The 16,160-nt window shown below is 74.0% G+C and carries 10 protein-coding genes; 8 read left to right on the top strand and 2 right to left on the bottom strand.

The features are described from left to right. Positions 1–144: 144 nt before the first annotated feature. On the bottom strand, positions 145–1,485 hold the full coding sequence (gene hmgA / locus AC3EQ1_RS21050) for a homogentisate 1,2-dioxygenase (protein ID WP_432095884.1): 1,341 nt from the start codon (positions 1,483–1,485) through the stop codon (positions 145–147). A gap of 202 nt (positions 1,486–1,687) precedes the next feature. Here hmgA and AC3EQ1_RS21045 point away from each other — a divergent pair, with 202 nt between their 5' ends. The 4 genes from AC3EQ1_RS21045 (at position 1,688) to AC3EQ1_RS21030 (ending at position 6,876) form a co-directional block, all read left to right on the top strand. Further along, positions 1,688–3,745, top strand: a complete 2,058-nt coding sequence (locus AC3EQ1_RS21045; RefSeq protein WP_432095883.1) for a right-handed parallel beta-helix repeat-containing protein — start codon at positions 1,688–1,690, stop codon at positions 3,743–3,745. Then, positions 3,742–4,686, top strand: a complete 945-nt coding sequence (locus AC3EQ1_RS21040) for a hypothetical protein (RefSeq protein ID WP_432095882.1) — start codon at positions 3,742–3,744, stop codon at positions 4,684–4,686. The genes AC3EQ1_RS21045 and AC3EQ1_RS21040 overlap by 4 nt, the downstream gene beginning before the upstream one ends. After that, on the top strand, positions 4,683–5,969 hold the full coding sequence (locus AC3EQ1_RS21035; protein WP_432095881.1) for a hypothetical protein: 1,287 nt from the start codon (positions 4,683–4,685) through the stop codon (positions 5,967–5,969). The genes AC3EQ1_RS21040 and AC3EQ1_RS21035 overlap by 4 nt, the downstream gene beginning before the upstream one ends. Before the next feature lie 271 nt (positions 5,970–6,240). Next, positions 6,241–6,876, top strand: coding sequence for a TetR/AcrR family transcriptional regulator (locus AC3EQ1_RS21030; RefSeq protein WP_432095908.1), 636 nt, complete (start codon positions 6,241–6,243; stop codon positions 6,874–6,876). Between the two features lie 223 nt (positions 6,877–7,099). Here AC3EQ1_RS21030 and AC3EQ1_RS21025 read toward each other — a convergent pair whose 3' ends face one another. Further along, positions 7,100–8,734, bottom strand: a complete 1,635-nt coding sequence (locus AC3EQ1_RS21025) for an alpha/beta hydrolase (protein ID WP_432095880.1) — start codon at positions 8,732–8,734, stop codon at positions 7,100–7,102. Between the two features lie 270 nt (positions 8,735–9,004). On the opposite strand from AC3EQ1_RS21025, the gene AC3EQ1_RS21020 reads away from it, so the two are divergent. The 4 genes from AC3EQ1_RS21020 (at position 9,005) to AC3EQ1_RS21005 (ending at position 15,951) form a co-directional block, all read left to right on the top strand. Beyond that, positions 9,005–11,254, top strand: coding sequence for a molybdopterin-dependent oxidoreductase (locus AC3EQ1_RS21020; RefSeq protein ID WP_432095879.1), 2,250 nt, complete (start codon positions 9,005–9,007; stop codon positions 11,252–11,254). Between the two features lie 168 nt (positions 11,255–11,422). Continuing rightward, positions 11,423–12,910 carry a CitMHS family transporter gene (locus AC3EQ1_RS21015; RefSeq protein WP_432095878.1) on the top strand — a complete coding sequence of 496 codons (1,488 nt, stop codon included), beginning with the start codon at positions 11,423–11,425 and terminating at the stop codon, positions 12,908–12,910. After that, a complete protein-coding gene (locus AC3EQ1_RS21010; RefSeq protein WP_432095877.1) occupies positions 12,910–14,238 on the top strand; it encodes an MFS transporter in 1,329 nt (442 codons plus the stop codon). The genes AC3EQ1_RS21015 and AC3EQ1_RS21010 overlap by 1 nt, the downstream gene beginning before the upstream one ends. 294 nt (positions 14,239–14,532) lie before the next feature. Then, positions 14,533–15,951: an aldehyde dehydrogenase family protein gene (locus AC3EQ1_RS21005; protein WP_432095876.1), complete on the top strand. Its 1,419-nt coding sequence runs from the start codon at positions 14,533–14,535 to the stop codon at positions 15,949–15,951. The last annotated feature ends 209 nt before the right edge of the window (positions 15,952–16,160 follow it).

Below are 16,160 nucleotides of genomic sequence, written 5' to 3'. Positions count from 1 at the left end.
GGTGCGGCCGCGGCTCCGGAGGACCGGACCGGGGCGAGGTGCCGGGGTCCGGTCCGCGGTGCCTCCGGGGGGCTGTCGTCGGGTCGGGCCGGGCGCGCGGTGCACGGCGCCGATCCCGGTCCTGCCCGATCCGGACGACAGGCCCTAGGGGCGGTCCCCGGGGCGGAAGTTCGCCTCCAGACCCTGCCACACGTCGTCGTAGCCGCGCTGCAGGTGGCCGGCCTCCGCCGCCTGGCGGGTGGCGGTCACCGGCCAGCGGGTCTCGAACATGAAGGCCAGCCCGTCGTCGATCTTCTGCGGCCGCAGCTCGGCGGCGCTCGCCCGGTCGAAGGTCTCCCGGTCGGGACCGTGCGCCGACATCATGTTGTGCAGCGAGCCGCCGCCCGGCACGAACCCCTCCGCCTTGGCGTCGTACGCGCCCTCGATCAGGCCCATGTACTCGCTCATCACGTTGCGGTGGAAGTACGGCGGCCGGAACGTGTCCTCGCCCACCAGCCAGCGCGGGGCGAACACCACGAAGTCGACACCGGCGAGGCCGGGGGTGTCCGACGGCGAGGTGAGCACGGTGAAGATCGACGGGTCCGGGTGGTCGTAGCTGATGCTGCCCAGGACGTTGAAGCGGCGCAGGTCGTAGACGTACGGCAGATGGTTGCCGTGCCAGGCGACGACGTCCAGCGGGGAGTGGTCGTAGGTGGCGGTCCAGAGGTTGCCGCAGAACTTGTTGATCACCTCGACGGGGCCCTCGCGGTCCTCGTACGCCGCCACCGGCGCGAGGAAGTCGCGGGCGTTGGCCAGCCCGTTGGCGCCGATGGGGCCCAGGTCGGGCAGGGTGAACGGCTGCCCGTAGTTCTCGCACACATAGCCCCGGGCGCTCGTGTCGAGGAGTTCGACGCGGAACCGCACCCCGCGGGGGATCAGCGCCACGTGCCCCGGTTCGGCCCGCAGCAGGCCGAACTCCGTGCGCAGCAGCAGCCCGCCGCGCTCGGGGACGATCAGCAGCTCGCCGTCGGCGTCCGAGAACACCCGGTCGGTCATCGAGGCGGTGGCGTTGTAGAGGTGGATCGCCATGCCGGTGCGCTGCTGGGCGTCGCCGTTGCCGCCGAGGGTCCACAGGCCGCCGACGAAGTCCACCGGGCCGTCCGGCTCGGGCAGCGGGTTCCAGCGCAGCCGGTTCGGGTCCGGGACCGTCTCGGTGAACGGGGCGCTGCGCAGGGCGCCGTTGTCGGTGCGGACGAACGCCGGGTGCGCGGCCGACGGGCGGATGCGGTACAGCCAGGAGCGGCGGTTGTGCGCGCGCGGCTCGGTGAAGGCGGAGCCGCTGAGCTGCTCCGCGTAGAGGCCCAGCGGGGCGCGCTGTGGAGAGTTGCGGCCGAGCGGCAGCGCGCCGGGAATCGCCTCCGAGCTGTGCTCATTGCCGAAGCCGGGGGAGTGGGCCAGCCCCTCGGCCGCCTTCCTCGCCTGCTCGATGCCGCCGCTGCTGCTCATCGTGTGCTCCCGCCGCTCAAGGAATCCTATGGAAGACCATAGGAATGCGGTCGGGGGTCCGTCAATGACGTCCCGGCCGCCGGCGCCCCGCACGGCCCTTCAGGGCCTTCAGGCCCCCCATGCACCCTTCAGGGCCTTCAAGGTCCTCATGGGGGCCTTCATGGGTCTTCCCAATACATGAGCCCTGCTCTACTTTTCGCCCATGGCCTCTTCGGCATGGACACGAAAAGTGGCTGCTCTGCTGGTCGTGCTGGCCGCGCTGCTGGCGACTGCGCCCGCCGCGGAGGCACACGAGGAGCGCGAGGTCCGCTTCCCCGACGGCACCGGCAGCGTCCCGGTGTACCGGAAGGGCGAGCCGGACCTGCTGGTGTGCAAGACCGGCCGGCGCGACTTCGAGCGCCGGATCGCCGGCTTCCCCGACGATCTGCGCCGCCGCAACCTCCAGCTGTACGAACGGTGCCGGAGGGACGGCTTCCGGCACCTTCAGGCAGCGGTCGACGCCGTGGACCGGCCGGGCATGAACATCGCCGTCCTGCCCGGCCGCTACGAGGAGGAGCCCTCCCAGCCCGCGCCCACCGGCGCCTGCGCCCGGCTCACCGCCCGCAAGGCCGCGCTCGGCTACCAGATCCTCTCCTACGCCCAGCAGCGGCAGTGCCCGCACAACCAGAACCTGGTCGCCGTCCTGGGCAAGAAGGACCTGCAGATCGAGGGCACCGGCGCCGGGCCGCGCGACGTGGTCGTCGACGCCGGGTACCGCAAGCTCAACGCGATCCGGGCGGACGGCTCCGACGGCGTCTACTTCCGCAACTTCACCGCCCAGCGCACCACGTTCAACTCGCTGTACGTGCTGGCCGCCGACGGCTTCGTCATCGACGACGTGCTCACCCGCTGGAACGACGAGTACGGCTTCCTCACCTTCGCCAGCGACCACGGGCTGTACAAGAACTGCGAGTCCTACGGCAACGGCGACTCCGGCATCTACCCCGGCAGCGCCTCCGACATCAACGACGGCCGCGGCTACGCCGTACCCCGCTACTCCATCGAGATCCGGGACTGCCGCAGCCACCACAACATGGTCGGCTACTCGGGCACGGCCGGGGACTCGGTCTGGGCGCACGACAACGAGTTCGACCACAACATGGGCGGCGCCTCCATGGACAGCGCCTTCCCCGGACACCCCGGTCTCCCGCAGAACCACGCCCGGTTCGAGCGCAACCTCATCCACGACAACAACCAGGACTACTACCCCTACGTCGCCGACGGGACCTGCGCCCGGCCCTCCGCCGAGCGCGGCTACGAGCGCGGGGTCGTCTGCCCGCAGATCTCCATGCCACCCGGCACCGGCGTCATCACCGCCGGGGGCAACTGGAACGTCTTCGAGGACAACTGGGTCTACGGGCACCGCCGGACCGGCTTCTACCTGAACGCCGTGCCCGCCTGGATCCGCGGCGAGGAGGCGTGGTCGAAACAGACCGACACCTCGCACCACAACCGGTACACCGGCAACCGGCTGGGCCTGACCCGCGGCGGCGAGCACCGGCCCAACCGCACCGATGTGTGGTGGGACGGCCAGGGCCGGGACAACTGCTGGCAGTCGGACACCGGCGCCAGCAGCCCGCGCACCCTGCCGGAGTGCGGACGGAAGCCCGGGGAGGTCTCCGGCGGCTCCCACCGCCTGCTGGCCGAGCCGGTGAAGATCGCCCAACTGCTGGTCTGCGCCGACTACGACGTGGGCGCCCGGCGGCTGCCCGCGGGCTGCGACTGGTACGGGGCGCGCGGCGCCGAGCGGATCGAGGTGCAGCTCGCGCTGGCCGTCGCCGCCGTCCTCGCCCTGGTCGGCGGGGTGCTCTGGTGGCGCCGGCTGCGCCACCACCGCTGGGCCACGGCCGCCACGGCACTGGGCGCGGCCGGGCTGGTCCTCGACGTGGCCGGCGCGACCACCTCGCTGGCGCCGACCGCCGTGCCGCCACTGGCCCTGCTGTGCACCGGGGTGTGGTGGGTCGTCGTGGGGCTCGCGCTGCGCGGGCGGCGGCCCGCGTTCGGCTGGACGACCGTGGTGCTCGGCGCACTGACGCTGCTGGACGCCTTCGACAAGGCCGTACTGCTGGTCCCCTGGCTGCCGTTGAGCCCCGCGTGGCTGCGCGGCGTGCTCGGGGTGGTGTGGGTGCTCTGGGCCGTCGTGGCCTCGGCGCGGAGCGCCGGCCCGGCGCCAGGGCGGACGGACGAACGGTCCGCGGACCCGGCGGGAGCGGCGGCATGACGGGGCCGGGGAGCAGGGCACGTCGAACCCGCCCGCGGTGCCGCCCGGGGCAGCCGGCCCGGTCCGCCGTCGTCGCGCCGGCCCTCGCACTGATCCTTGCGCTGGGCGCGGCCGGCTGTGCCGAGCGGCCAACCACCCATCACAAGCCGGGCACCCGTCACGACGTCGCCGACGGGCCGGCCGGCCGGCTGCTCACCGCCGACGACGGTGAGGGGCACCGGCTGCGGGAAGTGCCCGCGCGCGGCGCACCGGCCGTCACCGTGACCGTCCGGCCCGACGCGGAGGACGGCTGGAACGTCCGGCTGGACGTCCGCCGCTTCCGCTTCACCCCGGACAGCGTCGGCGGCGCCGCCGTACCCGGCGGCGGCCACGCCCATCTCCTGCTCGACGGGCGCAAGCTGGCCCGGGTCTACGGCCGTTGGCACCACCTGCCCGCCGCCGGTGTCCCGGCCGGCCGCCACACGCTCACCGCCCGGCTCTACGCCGACGACCACACGGCGTGGGCGGTACGCGGCCGGCCCGTCGAGGGCTCCGCCCGGCTCACGGCCACGGCGGGCAGCGGGCACGGCCGTCCCTCCCAGGGCCACGGCCACCACCATCCGCCGGAGTCCGGCCGGCCCTCCTCGGGCGGCGGGGCGGGCAGCGCACCCCCGGCCACCGGGCAGGGACGGCCGCGCGCCGACCGGACGATCACGGTCCGGATCGCCGACGGCCGGGTCAGCCCCCGCCCCGGCCGGATCGAGCTGCGCAAGGGCCGGCGGATCGCCCTGCGCGTCACCAGCGACACCGACGACGAGCTGCACGTCCACGGCATCGACCGGTCCGCCGCGCTGCGGGCCGGGCGGACCACCACGCTCACCGTCGTCCTGGACCGCACCGGGCTGTTCGAGGTGGAGACCCATGGATCCGGGCTGCTGCTGGCCCAGCTCGCCGTCCGGTGAACCGCCCCCTCGCGCACGGCGTCGGCTCCTCGCACGACCTGCCGATCTCGCCGTTCCACGCCTACGCCGGGGCGTTCGCGGCCCTGTTCGTCTCGTTCCTCGCCCTGGGGCTGCTCTGGTCCGCGTCCCGGTTCCGCGGCGCCGACGGAGGCCGCCCGCTTCCCGCCGCGGTCCGGCGGGCCGCCGACGCGCCCGCCCTGCGCACCGGGCTCCGGGGCCTCGGCCTCCTCGCGGGCGCAGCCGTCTGCCTGTTCCTGCTGGCCGGGCCCGACGACCCCGACCGCAACCCGGCACCCGGCGCCGTCCACGTCCTGTTCTGGGTGGGGCTCGTCCCGGCCTCGCTCCTGCTCGGCCCCGTGTGGCGGCTGCTCAACCCGCTGCGCGCCCTGCACACCGGGCTCTGCCGCGCCCTGCGCCGCGACCCCGCCACCGGGCCCGTTCCGCTGCCCGACCGCCTCGGCCACTGGCCGGCCGCCGCCGGCCTGCTCGCCTACACCTGGCTCGAACTCGCCTCGCCCGAGCCCGCGTCGGCCGGTGCCCTCCTCGCCTTCCTCACCGGCTACGCCCTCGTCCAGCTGGCGGGCGCCGGCCTCTGCGGGCGCGGGTGGTTCGACCGGTGCGACGCCTTCGAGGTGTACTCGGCGCTGCTCGGACGGCTCGCCCCGGTCGGCCGCCGGGCCGACGGACGGCTCGTCCTGCGCAACCCGTTCGACGGGCTGGACGCGACACCGGCCGCTCCCGGACTGGTCGCCACGGTCTGTGTGATGCTCGGCAGCACCGCCTACGACGGCTTCTCCGACGCGCCCTCCTGGATCGACACGGTCCAGACCTCGCCGCTGGGCCGGACCCCCACCGCCACCCTGGGCCTCCTCGGAGCCGTCGCCCTGGTCGGGGTCCTGCACAGCGTCTGCGCGGGCGTCGTCCGCCTCATCTCCGGCCCGGTGCCCCATCCGTTCACGGCCTTCGTCCACGCGCTGCTGCCGATCGCCGCGGGCTATCTGATCGCCCACTACTGCACGCTGCTGCTCACCGAAGGCCCCCGGACCCTGCTCCTGGCGGCCGGCAGTCGCCCCGCGGACGGCCCGGCGCCGCCGCTCGGGCCGGGTGCCCTCGCCGCACTCCAGGTCACGGCCGTCGTCACCGGCCATGTCCTCGGGGTCGTCGCCGCCCACGACCGGGCCGTACGGCTCTTCCCCGCGGCACGTGCCGTCGCCGGTCAGCTCCCGATCCTCGTGCTGATGATCGTGTTCACCCTCGGGGGGATCGGGCTGCTCATCGCCTGACCGCGGTCGACCGCCGGACCGCGCGCGACCGCCGGACCGCGCGCGACCGCCGGGGCCGCTCGACCGCCGGGCCGCCGCCCGACCACCCGATACCCGACGTCCGGCCGCCCCCGGCCCGGTCGGCTCGGTCGGCCCGGTGTCCGGCACCGGCTGTAGTGGCCTCCGGCCCGGCGGCCCGCCGCGGACTAAAGGCCTGCGTACCGCGGCCCTCGGCCCGTACCACCCTCGTCGGACAGCACCCGGTCCCGAGCGCCGGAGAGGGGAAGGCATGATGGACCCCGTGCCCACGTCCAGTGACCAGCAGTCCCGCCCCACCCTGCGCTGCATGCCCGTGCAGCAGCGCAGCGCCGAACGCCTCGCACGGATCCTCGACGCCTGCGCCGAGGTCCTGGACGAGGTCGGCTACGAGGAGCTGACCACCCGCGTCGTGGCGCTCCGCGCCGGGGTCCCGATCGGCTCCGTCTACCGCTTCTTCAGTAACAAGCGCGCGCTGGCCGACGCTCTCGCCCACCGCAACCTCGAGGTCTACATCGCGCGGGTCAACGAGGGGCTCGGCGCGGCCGACCCGCTCGACTGGCGTCGCGCGCTCGATGTGGTCATCGATGTCTATATCGGGATGAGGCGGGATGTAGCGGGCTTCTCGCACATCGACTTCGGGGTGCCGGTGCCCGCCGCCGGAATTCCCGACCCCGCCAACCACCTCGTCGCCGACCGGCTGTGCGACCTGCTCGCGGGACGGCTGGGCCAAGAGCCCGACGCCGAGCTGCGCCGCACGTTCCTGGTCGCGGTCGAAGCCGCCGACGCGCTGCTGCAACTAGCCTTCCGTACCGAGCCGTCCGGTGACCGAGCGATCATCGCCGAGACCAAGGAGCTGGTGCGGGCCTATCTGGCGCGCCTTCTCGACTGAGGACGCCGGTCCGCCCGCACCACCGGCTCTCGCGTTCCTCCGGCGCCGACGACGCAGGCGGGGACGACGCACGAGCCCCGATGCACGAGCCGCCGACGCACGAACCAGACGACGCACGAGCCGCCGACGCACGAGGGGACGGGACCCCGCTGGGAGGTCCCGCCCCGTCGTCAAGAGGTCGTACGGCAAGGGAGCATTGCGGCAATGGGCCGCGCGGCCGGGCTCAGAAGCGGTCCGGTGCCCGCCCCGGGAGCGGAGATCCGGGGAGCGCGTCCCGCTTCCGGTTCTTCCGTGCCTCCGCGTTCGAATCGGCCGTCGCCTTGCAGGTCACGTCCTTCGCCGGGAGCTTGCCGGTGAGCAGGTAGCGGTTGACCGTGCCGTCCGTGCACGCGTTGCCGTTCGGGTAGACGCCGTGGCCCTCGCCGCCGAGGACGGTGAGCATCTTCGAGCGCTTCAGGTCGGCGTGCAGGGCCTGAGCGCTGGGCAGCGGGGTCTGCGCGTCCCACTCGTTCTGGACGATCAGGGAGCCGACCGTGTTGTTCACCTCTGTTGCCGGTTCCGCGGACTTGCCCCAGAACGCACAGGGCTTGATGCTGGACGCGAAGTCGCCGAAGAGCGGGTAACGGCCCTTGTCCTCGATGGCGTCCCGCCGGTAGCTCTCGGGATCGCGGGACCACGCGGCCGAGTTGTCGCCGCACACCACGGCCCAGAGGCTCGCCGTCATGTTGTCGGACGGCGTCTCGGCGGCACCCGCCGTCCCGGTTCCTTCGGACCCGGCGAACACCGCGAGCTTCTTCGCGGAGGCGGGCTTGCCGGCCGCGGCCTTCTTCAGCTCCACGAGCCCCTCGGCGGCCTCCTTCGGGCTGAAGACCGCCCCGCGGAAACCGCTCCGGATGTCGTCACCGGTGGTCGGCTGCCCGTCCACCTCGATGGGCTTCTCGTCGGCCTGCGCGACCAGGTCCCAGAAGGTCCGCTCGACCTTCTTCGGGGTGTCACCGAGGCCGTACTTCCGCGAACGCTCGGCGGTCCACCCGGTCCACCGGTCGAACGCGGGCTCGGCGCCCTCCGCCCACCACTGGATCATCCCCCGCCAGGCGCGCGCCGGGTCGACCGCGCTGTCCAGCACGAACCGGTCGGCCCGGCCCGGGAAGAGCTGGGTGTAGACGGAGCCCAGGTAGGTGCCGTACGAGTAGCCCACGTACGAGATCTTCTTCTCGCCGAGGACCGCCCGGAGCAGATCCATGTCGCGCGCGGTGTTGCGCGTGGTGATGTGCCCGAGCGTGCCGCCCGCCTTGTTCCGGCACTTCTTCGCGACGGCGCGTGCCCAGGCGACGTCCTTGTCGAACGTCTTCTCCTTGTACGGCCGCAGCCAGTTCTCGTCCTTCGGCTTCAGACCGCAGGAGACGGGGCTGCTGCGTCCCACACCGCGCGGGTCGAAGCCGATGAGGTCGTACTTCTGCCGGCCGGACCGGGGGAGCGACTCCTGCATGCTCAGCGGCATGAAGAGCCCCGGTCCCCCCGGGCCGCCGGGGTTGGAGAAGAGGACACCGTGCCGCTTGCCGGGCGCGGTGCTCTTGATCCGGGATATGGCCAGGTCCATCCGCTTGCCCTCGGGAGCCCGGTAGTCCAGCGGGACCTTGATCGTGGCGCACTGGAAGGTCGCCGGAGAGTCGGCACTGCACCGCTTCCACCGAGGCTTCTGCTGCACGTACCGGTCCAGCGCGCCCTTGGCGGCGGAAGAGGAGGCGGCCGACGGGGTGGCGGCCGGAGCGGCGGTGGCCGTGGCGGTGGCGAGCGCGGGAGCCAGCGTTGCCGTGACACTCACGGCCACCAGGGGCGCGAGACGTCGTCTGCGCACGATATCGATCCTTCCGGTCGTAAATTTCGGACAGGAGAGATCTTTCAGGGGCCGCCCCGCATGCGGATCCCTCAACGGGGCTGCACCTCTGTCCGCCCTGGGGATGACACAACAGCCTTGCGTGGTACCCGAGTTGTACGGGACGGGCCACTCTCGGCCACCTGTCGCGACGGACGAATCGACGTCCGGGGGCTCCCCTCGCATGCGTACCGGTCGGTATGGTCGGGGCGTCGTGCCGCGCCGCCGCAGCCGTGCCCCGGGAGGGACCGAATGAGCCGTACCGCCCTGCGTATCTGCCCGCTGTGCGAGGCCACCTGCGGCCTCACCCTCACCGTCGAGGGGGACAGGGTCACCGGGGCCCGCGGTGACCGCGACGACGTGTTCAGCGCCGGCTTCATCTGCCCCAAGGGAGCCGCCTTCGGCGAGCTCGACGGCGACCCGGACCGCCTGTCCCGGCCGCTCGTACGGCGTGACGGAGAGCTCCGGGAGGCGAGTTGGGGGGAGGCGTTCGACGCGGTCGCCGCCGGGCTGCGGCCGGTGATCGAGGAACACGGCCCCGACGCCGTCGCCGTCGTCCTCGGCAACCCGAACGTCCACACCATGGCAGGCGCGCTCTACCCGCCGCTGCTGCTCGGGGCCCTGCGCACCCACAACCTCTACACCGCGAGCACCGTCGACCAGATGCCCAAACACGTCTCCTCCGGACTGCTCTTCGGGGACCCGTTCGCCATACCCGTACCGGACCTCGACCGCACCGCCCACCTGCTGCTCATCGGGGCCAACCCCTTCGACTCCAACGGCAGTCTGTGCACCGCCCCCGACTTCCCCGGCCGGCTCAGGGCGCTGCGCCGCCGCGGCGGGACGCTCACCGTCATCGACCCGCGCCGCACCCGCACCGCCAAGCTCGCCGACCGGCATGTGGCCATCCGTCCCGGCGCGGACGCGCTGCTCCTCGCCGCGCTCGTCCAGGTGCTGTTCGCCGAGGACCTGGTCGACCTCGGCGCGCTCGCGGACCAGGTCGACGGGGTCGCCGAAGTCCGCGCCCGGACCGCCGACTTCACGCCCGAGGCGGTGGCGGGGGCGTGCGACGTCCCCGCCGCGGAGATCCGGGCCATCGCCCGGGAGCTGGCCGCCGCCCCCACCGCGGCCGTGTACGGGCGGGTCGGCAGCTCGACCGTCGAGTTCGGCACCCTCGCCAACTGGCTGGTCGACGTGCTCAACACCCTCACCGGAAACCTCGACCGGCCCGGCGGCGCGATGTTCCCGCTCGCCGCCACGGCCCGCGCGCCCCGGCCGGCCGGTCCCGGCAAGGGCTTCGACCTCGGGCGCCGGCACAGCCGGGTCAGCGGCCATCCGGAGGTCAAGGGCGAATTCCCGCTCGCCGCCCTGGCCGAGGAGATCGACACCCCCGGGGACGGGCGGGTCCGCGCCGTGCTCGCCGTCGCCGCCAACCCCGTGCTGTCCGCGCCCGACGGCGACCGCCTCGACCGGGCCCTGGCCGGCCTGGACTTCATGGTCGCCGTCGACCCCTACCTGAACGAGACCTCCCGGCACGCCCAGGTGGTGCTGCCCCCGCCGAGGCCCGCGCAGAGCGCCCACCACGACTTCGCGTTCAACGGGTTCGCCGTCCGCAACCAGGTCCGCTACACCCGCGAGGCGCTGCCGCTCCCCGACGGCCGGCCCGACGAATGCGAGATCCTCGCCCGGCTCGTGCTGTGCGTCAGCGGGACGCACGGGGCCGACCCGTCGGCCGTCGACACCCTGGCCATCGACACCGCCCTGGCCAAGGCCGTCGCCGACCCGCACTCACCCGTCCACGGCCGCGACCCGGCCGACCTGGCCGGGCGGCTCCACGGCCGCACCGGTGCCGAACGGCGGCTGGACCTGATGCTCCGGCTCGGCCCGTACGGCGACGGGTTCGGCGCGCCGCGCGCCGCCGGCCCGGAGCAGGCGCCCGGCGGCCTCGGCCTGGAGGTGCTCCTCGCCCACCCGCACGGCATCGACCTCGGTCCGCTCGCGCCGCGCCTCCCGGAACTCCTGCGGACCCGCAGCGGAAAGGTCGAGCTGTGCCCGGAGCCGGTCGTCGCCGACCTGCCCCGGCTGCGCCGCGCCCTGACCGGCCGCCCCGCCGGACTCGTCCTCGTCGGCCGCCGCCATCTGCGGTCCAACAACAGCTGGATGCACAACCTGCCCGCGCTCACCGGCGGCAGCAACCGCTGCACCCTCCAGGTGCACCCGCAGGACGCCGCCCGGCTCGGTCTGACCCACGGCGCGGAGGCCGAGGTGACGGCGGACGGGGGCGGGCTCCGGGTGCCCGTCGAGGTGACCGACGCCGTCCGCGCCGGAGTCGTCAGCCTGCCGCACGGCTGGGGCCACCACCGGCCCGGCACCCGGCTCCGCGTCGCCTCGGCCGACGCCGGAGCCAATGTCAACCAGCTCCTCGACGGCAGCCTGCTCGACCCGCTCTCCGGCACCGCCGTCCTCAACGGCTTCCCCGTGCAGGTGGCCCCCGTGCGCTGAACCTTCCACGCGCACCGCGTTGACCTGGTCTTTTGCGCTTATTGCTCACGCGTCAAGGTCTTGTTCACGCGGAGTTCGGCCCCCTACGGTCATCCGGACCGCCACCGGCGGCTGCCGGGACTGCTCGCCCCCGGTGGAGTTCACGGGCGAACGATTGGTGTCCACCCCATGCTGACAATCCTCGGATTCGTCATGATCGCGGCGTTCCTGACGCTGATCATGACCAAGAAGATGTCCCCGATGGCAGCGCTGGTCCTCATTCCGGCACTGTTCTGCGTCCTCGTCGGGCAGGGCGCCCATCTCGGGGACTACGTGCTCAAGGGCATCGGCGACCTCGCGCCCACGGCCGCGATGCTGATGTTCGCCATCGTCTACTTCGGCGTGATGATCGACGTCGGGCTGTTCGACCCGGTCGTCCGGGTCATCCTGCGGTTCTGCAAGGCCGATCCGATGCGGATCGTCGTCGGCACCGCCGTGCTCGCCGCGGTCGTCTCGTTGGACGGCGACGGCTCCACCACCTTCATGATCACGGTGTCCGCGATGCTGCCGCTCTACCGGCGGCTGAAGATGAGCCTCGTCGTGATGACCGGCGTCGCCGCGACCGCGAACGGCGTCATGAACACCGTGCCGTGGGGCGGCCCCACCGCCCGTGCCGCGACCGCGCTCAAGCTGGACGCCGGCGACATCTTCGTCCCGATGATCCCCGCCCTCGGCGTGGGGCTGGTCTGCGTGTTCGTCCTCGCCTACGTCCTCGGGCTGCGCGAGCGGAAGCGCCTCGGCCTGCTCAGCCTCGACGGGCCGGCCGAGGAGGCCCCCGGCCGGGTGACCGAGAAGACCGCCGAGCAGGAGACGGAGGAGCAGGGCGAACCCGTGCTCGTCGGCGCCGGAGCAGGCCCGGGAGCCGGTGCCGGTGCCGCCGCAGGAGAGGACGGCACCGGGACGCCCGCACAGCGCGGCACCGGCGGAGCCGGGACGGCCGGCGGCACCGACGCCGACCGCGACGACGCCCCCACGGACGCCGTCCTCGACCCGCACCGCGCCACGCTCCGCCCCAAGCTCTACTGGTTCAACGCCGCCCTGACTCTCGCCCTGCTCGCCCTGCTCATCCTGCAGACGCTGCCCATCCCGGTGCTGTTCCTGCTGGGCGCGGCCATCGCGCTGACCGTCAACTTCCCCCACATGCCCGACCAGAAGGCCCGGGTCGCCGCCCACGCGGAGAACGTCCTCAACGTCTCCGGCATGGTCTTCGCCGCCGCCGTGTTCACCGGCGTCCTCACCGGCACCGGCATGGTCGAGCACATGGCCCGGTACGTCGTCGACGCCGTCCCCGACGGCATGGGCCCGCACATGGGTCTGGTCACCGGCCTGTTGAGCATTCCGTTCACCTACTTCATGTCCAACGACGGCTTCTACTTCGGCATCGTGCCGATCCTCGCCGAGGCCGGCGCCGCCCACGGCGTGGCCCCCGTCGAGATCGCCCGCGCCTCGCTCGTCGGCCAGGCCCTCCACATGTCCAGCCCCCTCGTCCCGGCCGTCTACGTCCTGGTCGGCATGGCCAAGGTGGAGTTCGGCGACCACACCCGGTTCACGGTGAAGTGGGCGGCGCTCACCTCGCTGGTGGTCCTGGCCGCCGGACTGCTCTTCGGCATCATCTGATGGCACTCCCGGATACGGGGCCCGGCAGGGGCTGGCTGCTGCGCCTGGTCATCGCCTTCTCGTTCGCGCAGGGGGCGGTGTCCATGGCGCGGCCCGCCGTCTCCTACCGGGCCCTCGCACTGGGCGCCGACGCCCGCGCCGTCGGCGTCATCGCCGGGGTCTACGCCCTGCTGCCGCTGTTCGCCGCGGTCCCGCTGGGGCGCAGAACCGACCACGGCCGCTGCGCCCCGCTGCTGCCCACCGGCGTCGCGCTCATCGCGGCCGGCTGCGCGCTCAGCGGGACCGCCGGGTCGCTGGCCGCCGTGGCCGCCTGGAGCGGGGTGATGGGACTGGGCCACCTCTGCTTCGTCATCGGCGCCCAGAGCATCGTCGCCCGGCAGAGCGGGCCGGCCGAACAGGACCGGAACTTCGGGCACTTCACCATCGGCGCCTCGTTCGGCCAGCTCGTCGGCCCGGTCGCGGCGGGCTTCCTGGTCTCCGAGCACAGCGGACGGATGGGACCCACCAGCGCCACGGCCCTGCTGGCCGCCGCCGCGGTCGCCGCGGTCTCGGTCACCTCGCTCTGGCGGATCGAACACCGCACCGGGCGCCGGGACCGGGCGCCGGGCGAAGCCGCCGCCGGCCGGGTGCCCGTCCACCGCATCCTGCGCACCCGCGGCGTCCCCGCCGGGATCTTCACCAGCCTCGCCGTGCTCTCCGCGACCGACATCCTCACCGCCTACCTCCCCGTCATCGGCGAACACCGGGGCATCGCCCCGGCCACCATCGGAGTGCTGCTCAGCCTGCGCGCCGCGGCGACGATCGCCTGCCGCCTCGTCATGACCCCGATGATCCGGCTCGTCGGCCGCACCGCCCTGCTGGCCGGGAGCTGCCTGCTGGCCGCGCTGCTCTGCGGCAGCATCGCCGCGCCGCTGCCCGTCCCGGTGCTGGCCGGGGTGCTGGTCGCCCTCGGCTTCTGTCTCGGCGTCGGGCAGCCGCTGTCGATGACCACCGTGGTCCGGGCCGCTCCCGCCGGATCCCGCTCCACCGCGCTCGCCCTCCGGCTGACCGGCAACCGGCTCGGACAGGTCGCCGCGCCCGCCGGGGCGGGACTGCTGGCCGGAATCGCCGGTACGGCCGCCCCGTTCGTCACCCTCGGCCTGCTGCTCCTCGTCTCGGCGGGAGCCGCGGCGCGCCCGGGCGGCCCGGCGCCGCCGCCTGCCGCGCCGGACGCGGACCCGGGCCCGGAGCGGGAACCGGCGGGCCGGGCCGCGCCCGGCTCCGGGCGGGAGACCGCGTCCCGAGGCGAGCACCGGCCGGACTCCGCGGGGTCCGGCCGGACGGTGTGAGGGCCGGGCCGGGTTCCCGCAGGCCGGGAGGAGTGGAACGCTGGGAGATCCACGTTCCGGATGCGGCCACCGCGACCGGATCCGGCGGCGTGTGCCGGAGCCGGGGGCGCGTGCCGGATCCGGGGGTATGCCCCGGTCCACGCCCGCCCCCCGGGCGCGGGCCATGCCGGCCCCCGGGGCGCGGTCCACCCCCGCCCCCGATCACGGGTGCCCCGGACCGGATCACCCTGGCGCAATAAAACTACCGCCGCTAGTTTGGTCCGTACCCAGCAGTCTGCCCCGGAAGGACGCACGATGAAGGCCCATGACGGGATGTACCTCGACGGCGACTGGCGGCCGTCCGCCGGCACCGAGACGATCGAGGTGGTGAACCCGGCAGACGAGCAGGTCATCGGTGTGGTCCCGGCCGGGACCCCCGCCGACGTCGACGCCGCCGTACGCGCCGCCCGTGCCGCGTTCCCCGGCTGGGCCGCCACCCCGCCCGCCGAGCGGGCGGCCCGGCTCACCGCCCTGCGCGACGCCCTCGCGGCCCGCCGGGACGAGATCGCCGACACCGTCACCGCCGAACTGGGCGCGCCGCTGGGCTTCTCCCGCGCCGTTCACGCCGATCTGCCCATCGCGGTCGCCGGCAGCTACGCCGAGCTCGCCGCCTCGTACGCCTTCGAGGAGAAGGTGGGCAACTCCACCGTGCTGCACGAGCCGGTGGGCGTCGTCGGCGCGATCACCCCGTGGAACTACCCGCTGCACCAGATCGTCGCCAAGGTCGCCCCGGCCCTCGCCGCGGGCTGCACCGTGGTGCTCAAACCCGCCGAGGACACCCCGCTGGTCGCTCAGCTGTTCGCCGCGGCCGTGCACGAAGCGGGCCTGCCCGCCGGGGTGTTCAACCTGGTCACCGGCGTCGGCCCGGTCGCCGGGCAGGCCCTGGCCGCGCACGAGGACGTCGACCTCGTCTCCTTCACCGGCTCCACCGCCGTCGGCCGGCGGATCGGCGCGGCGGCCGGCGGCGCCGTCAAGCGGGTCGCCCTGGAACTCGGCGGCAAGTCCGCCAACGTCATCCTGCCCGGCGCCGACCTCACCCGCGCCGTCAAGGTCGGCGTGGCGAACGTCTTCGCCAACTCCGGCCAGACGTGCAGCGCGTGGACCCGGATCCTGGTGGACGCCGACCGCTACGACGAGGCGGTCGAGCTCGCCGCGGCCGCCGCGGCGAAGTACGTCCCCGGCGACCCGCGGGACGAGACCTCCCGGCTCGGCCCGGTCGTCAACGCCCGGCAGCGCGACCGCGTCCGCGGGTACATCGAGCGGGGCGTGGCGGAGGGGGCGCGCCTCGTCGCCGGCGGCCCGGGCGCCCCCGAGGGCAGGGAGACCGGCTACTACGTCCGGCCCACCGTCTTCGCGGACGTCACCCCGGAGATGACCATCGCGCAGGAGGAGATCTTCGGCCCGGTCGTGGCGATCCTGAAGTACCGGGACGAGGAGGACGCCCTGCGGATCGCCAACGGCACGGTGTACGGCCTCGCGGGCGCGGTCTGGTCGGACGACGAGGAGGAGGCGGTCGCCTTCGCCCGCCGCCTCGACACCGGACAGGTCGACATCAACGGCGGCCGCTTCAACCCGCTGGCGCCGTTCGGCGGTTACAAGCAGTCCGGGGTGGGCCGGGAGCTGGGCGTGCACGGCCTCGCCGAGTACCTGCACACCAAGTCACTGCAGTTCTGACGGGCCCCGGCTCGACTCGACTCGGCCCGATCCGGATCGAATCGCCCCGCTCCGGCCCGTTGCGCCGTCCCGGCCCCCGTCCCGTGCGGGGCCCAGGACCGGGGCCACCGCGACGGGGCCCGTCGCCCCCGGGATCACCCCTCCGCCCCGGGGAGCAGCCTCCCCCTGTCCCACACCCCGTCTCCCGCCCTCATCCGCCGCCCGAAGGA

It is taken from the genome of Streptomyces sp. bgisy100 (genome assembly GCF_057709105.1).
The sequence above is the reverse complement of the archived record's forward strand: the minus strand, read 5'-3'. Positions and strand labels throughout refer to the sequence as shown.

Bases quoted from the DNA above. Each gene is read 5' to 3' on its own strand.
- hmgA (WP_432095884.1), bottom strand. From the start codon at position 1,485: ATGAGCAGCAGCGGCGGCATCGAGCAGGCGAGGAAGGCGGCCGAGGGG.
- AC3EQ1_RS21045 (WP_432095883.1), top strand. From the start codon at position 1,688: ATGGCCTCTTCGGCATGGACACGAAAAGTGGCTGCTCTGCTGGTCGTG.
- AC3EQ1_RS21040 (WP_432095882.1), top strand. From the start codon at position 3,742: ATGACGGGGCCGGGGAGCAGGGCACGTCGAACCCGCCCGCGGTGCCGC.
- AC3EQ1_RS21030 (WP_432095908.1), top strand. From the start codon at position 6,241: ATGGACCCCGTGCCCACGTCCAGTGACCAGCAGTCCCGCCCCACCCTG.
- AC3EQ1_RS21020 (WP_432095879.1), top strand. From the start codon at position 9,005: ATGAGCCGTACCGCCCTGCGTATCTGCCCGCTGTGCGAGGCCACCTGC.
- AC3EQ1_RS21015 (WP_432095878.1), top strand. From the start codon at position 11,423: ATGCTGACAATCCTCGGATTCGTCATGATCGCGGCGTTCCTGACGCTG.
- AC3EQ1_RS21010 (WP_432095877.1), top strand. From the start codon at position 12,910: ATGGCACTCCCGGATACGGGGCCCGGCAGGGGCTGGCTGCTGCGCCTG.
- AC3EQ1_RS21005 (WP_432095876.1), top strand. From the start codon at position 14,533: ATGAAGGCCCATGACGGGATGTACCTCGACGGCGACTGGCGGCCGTCC.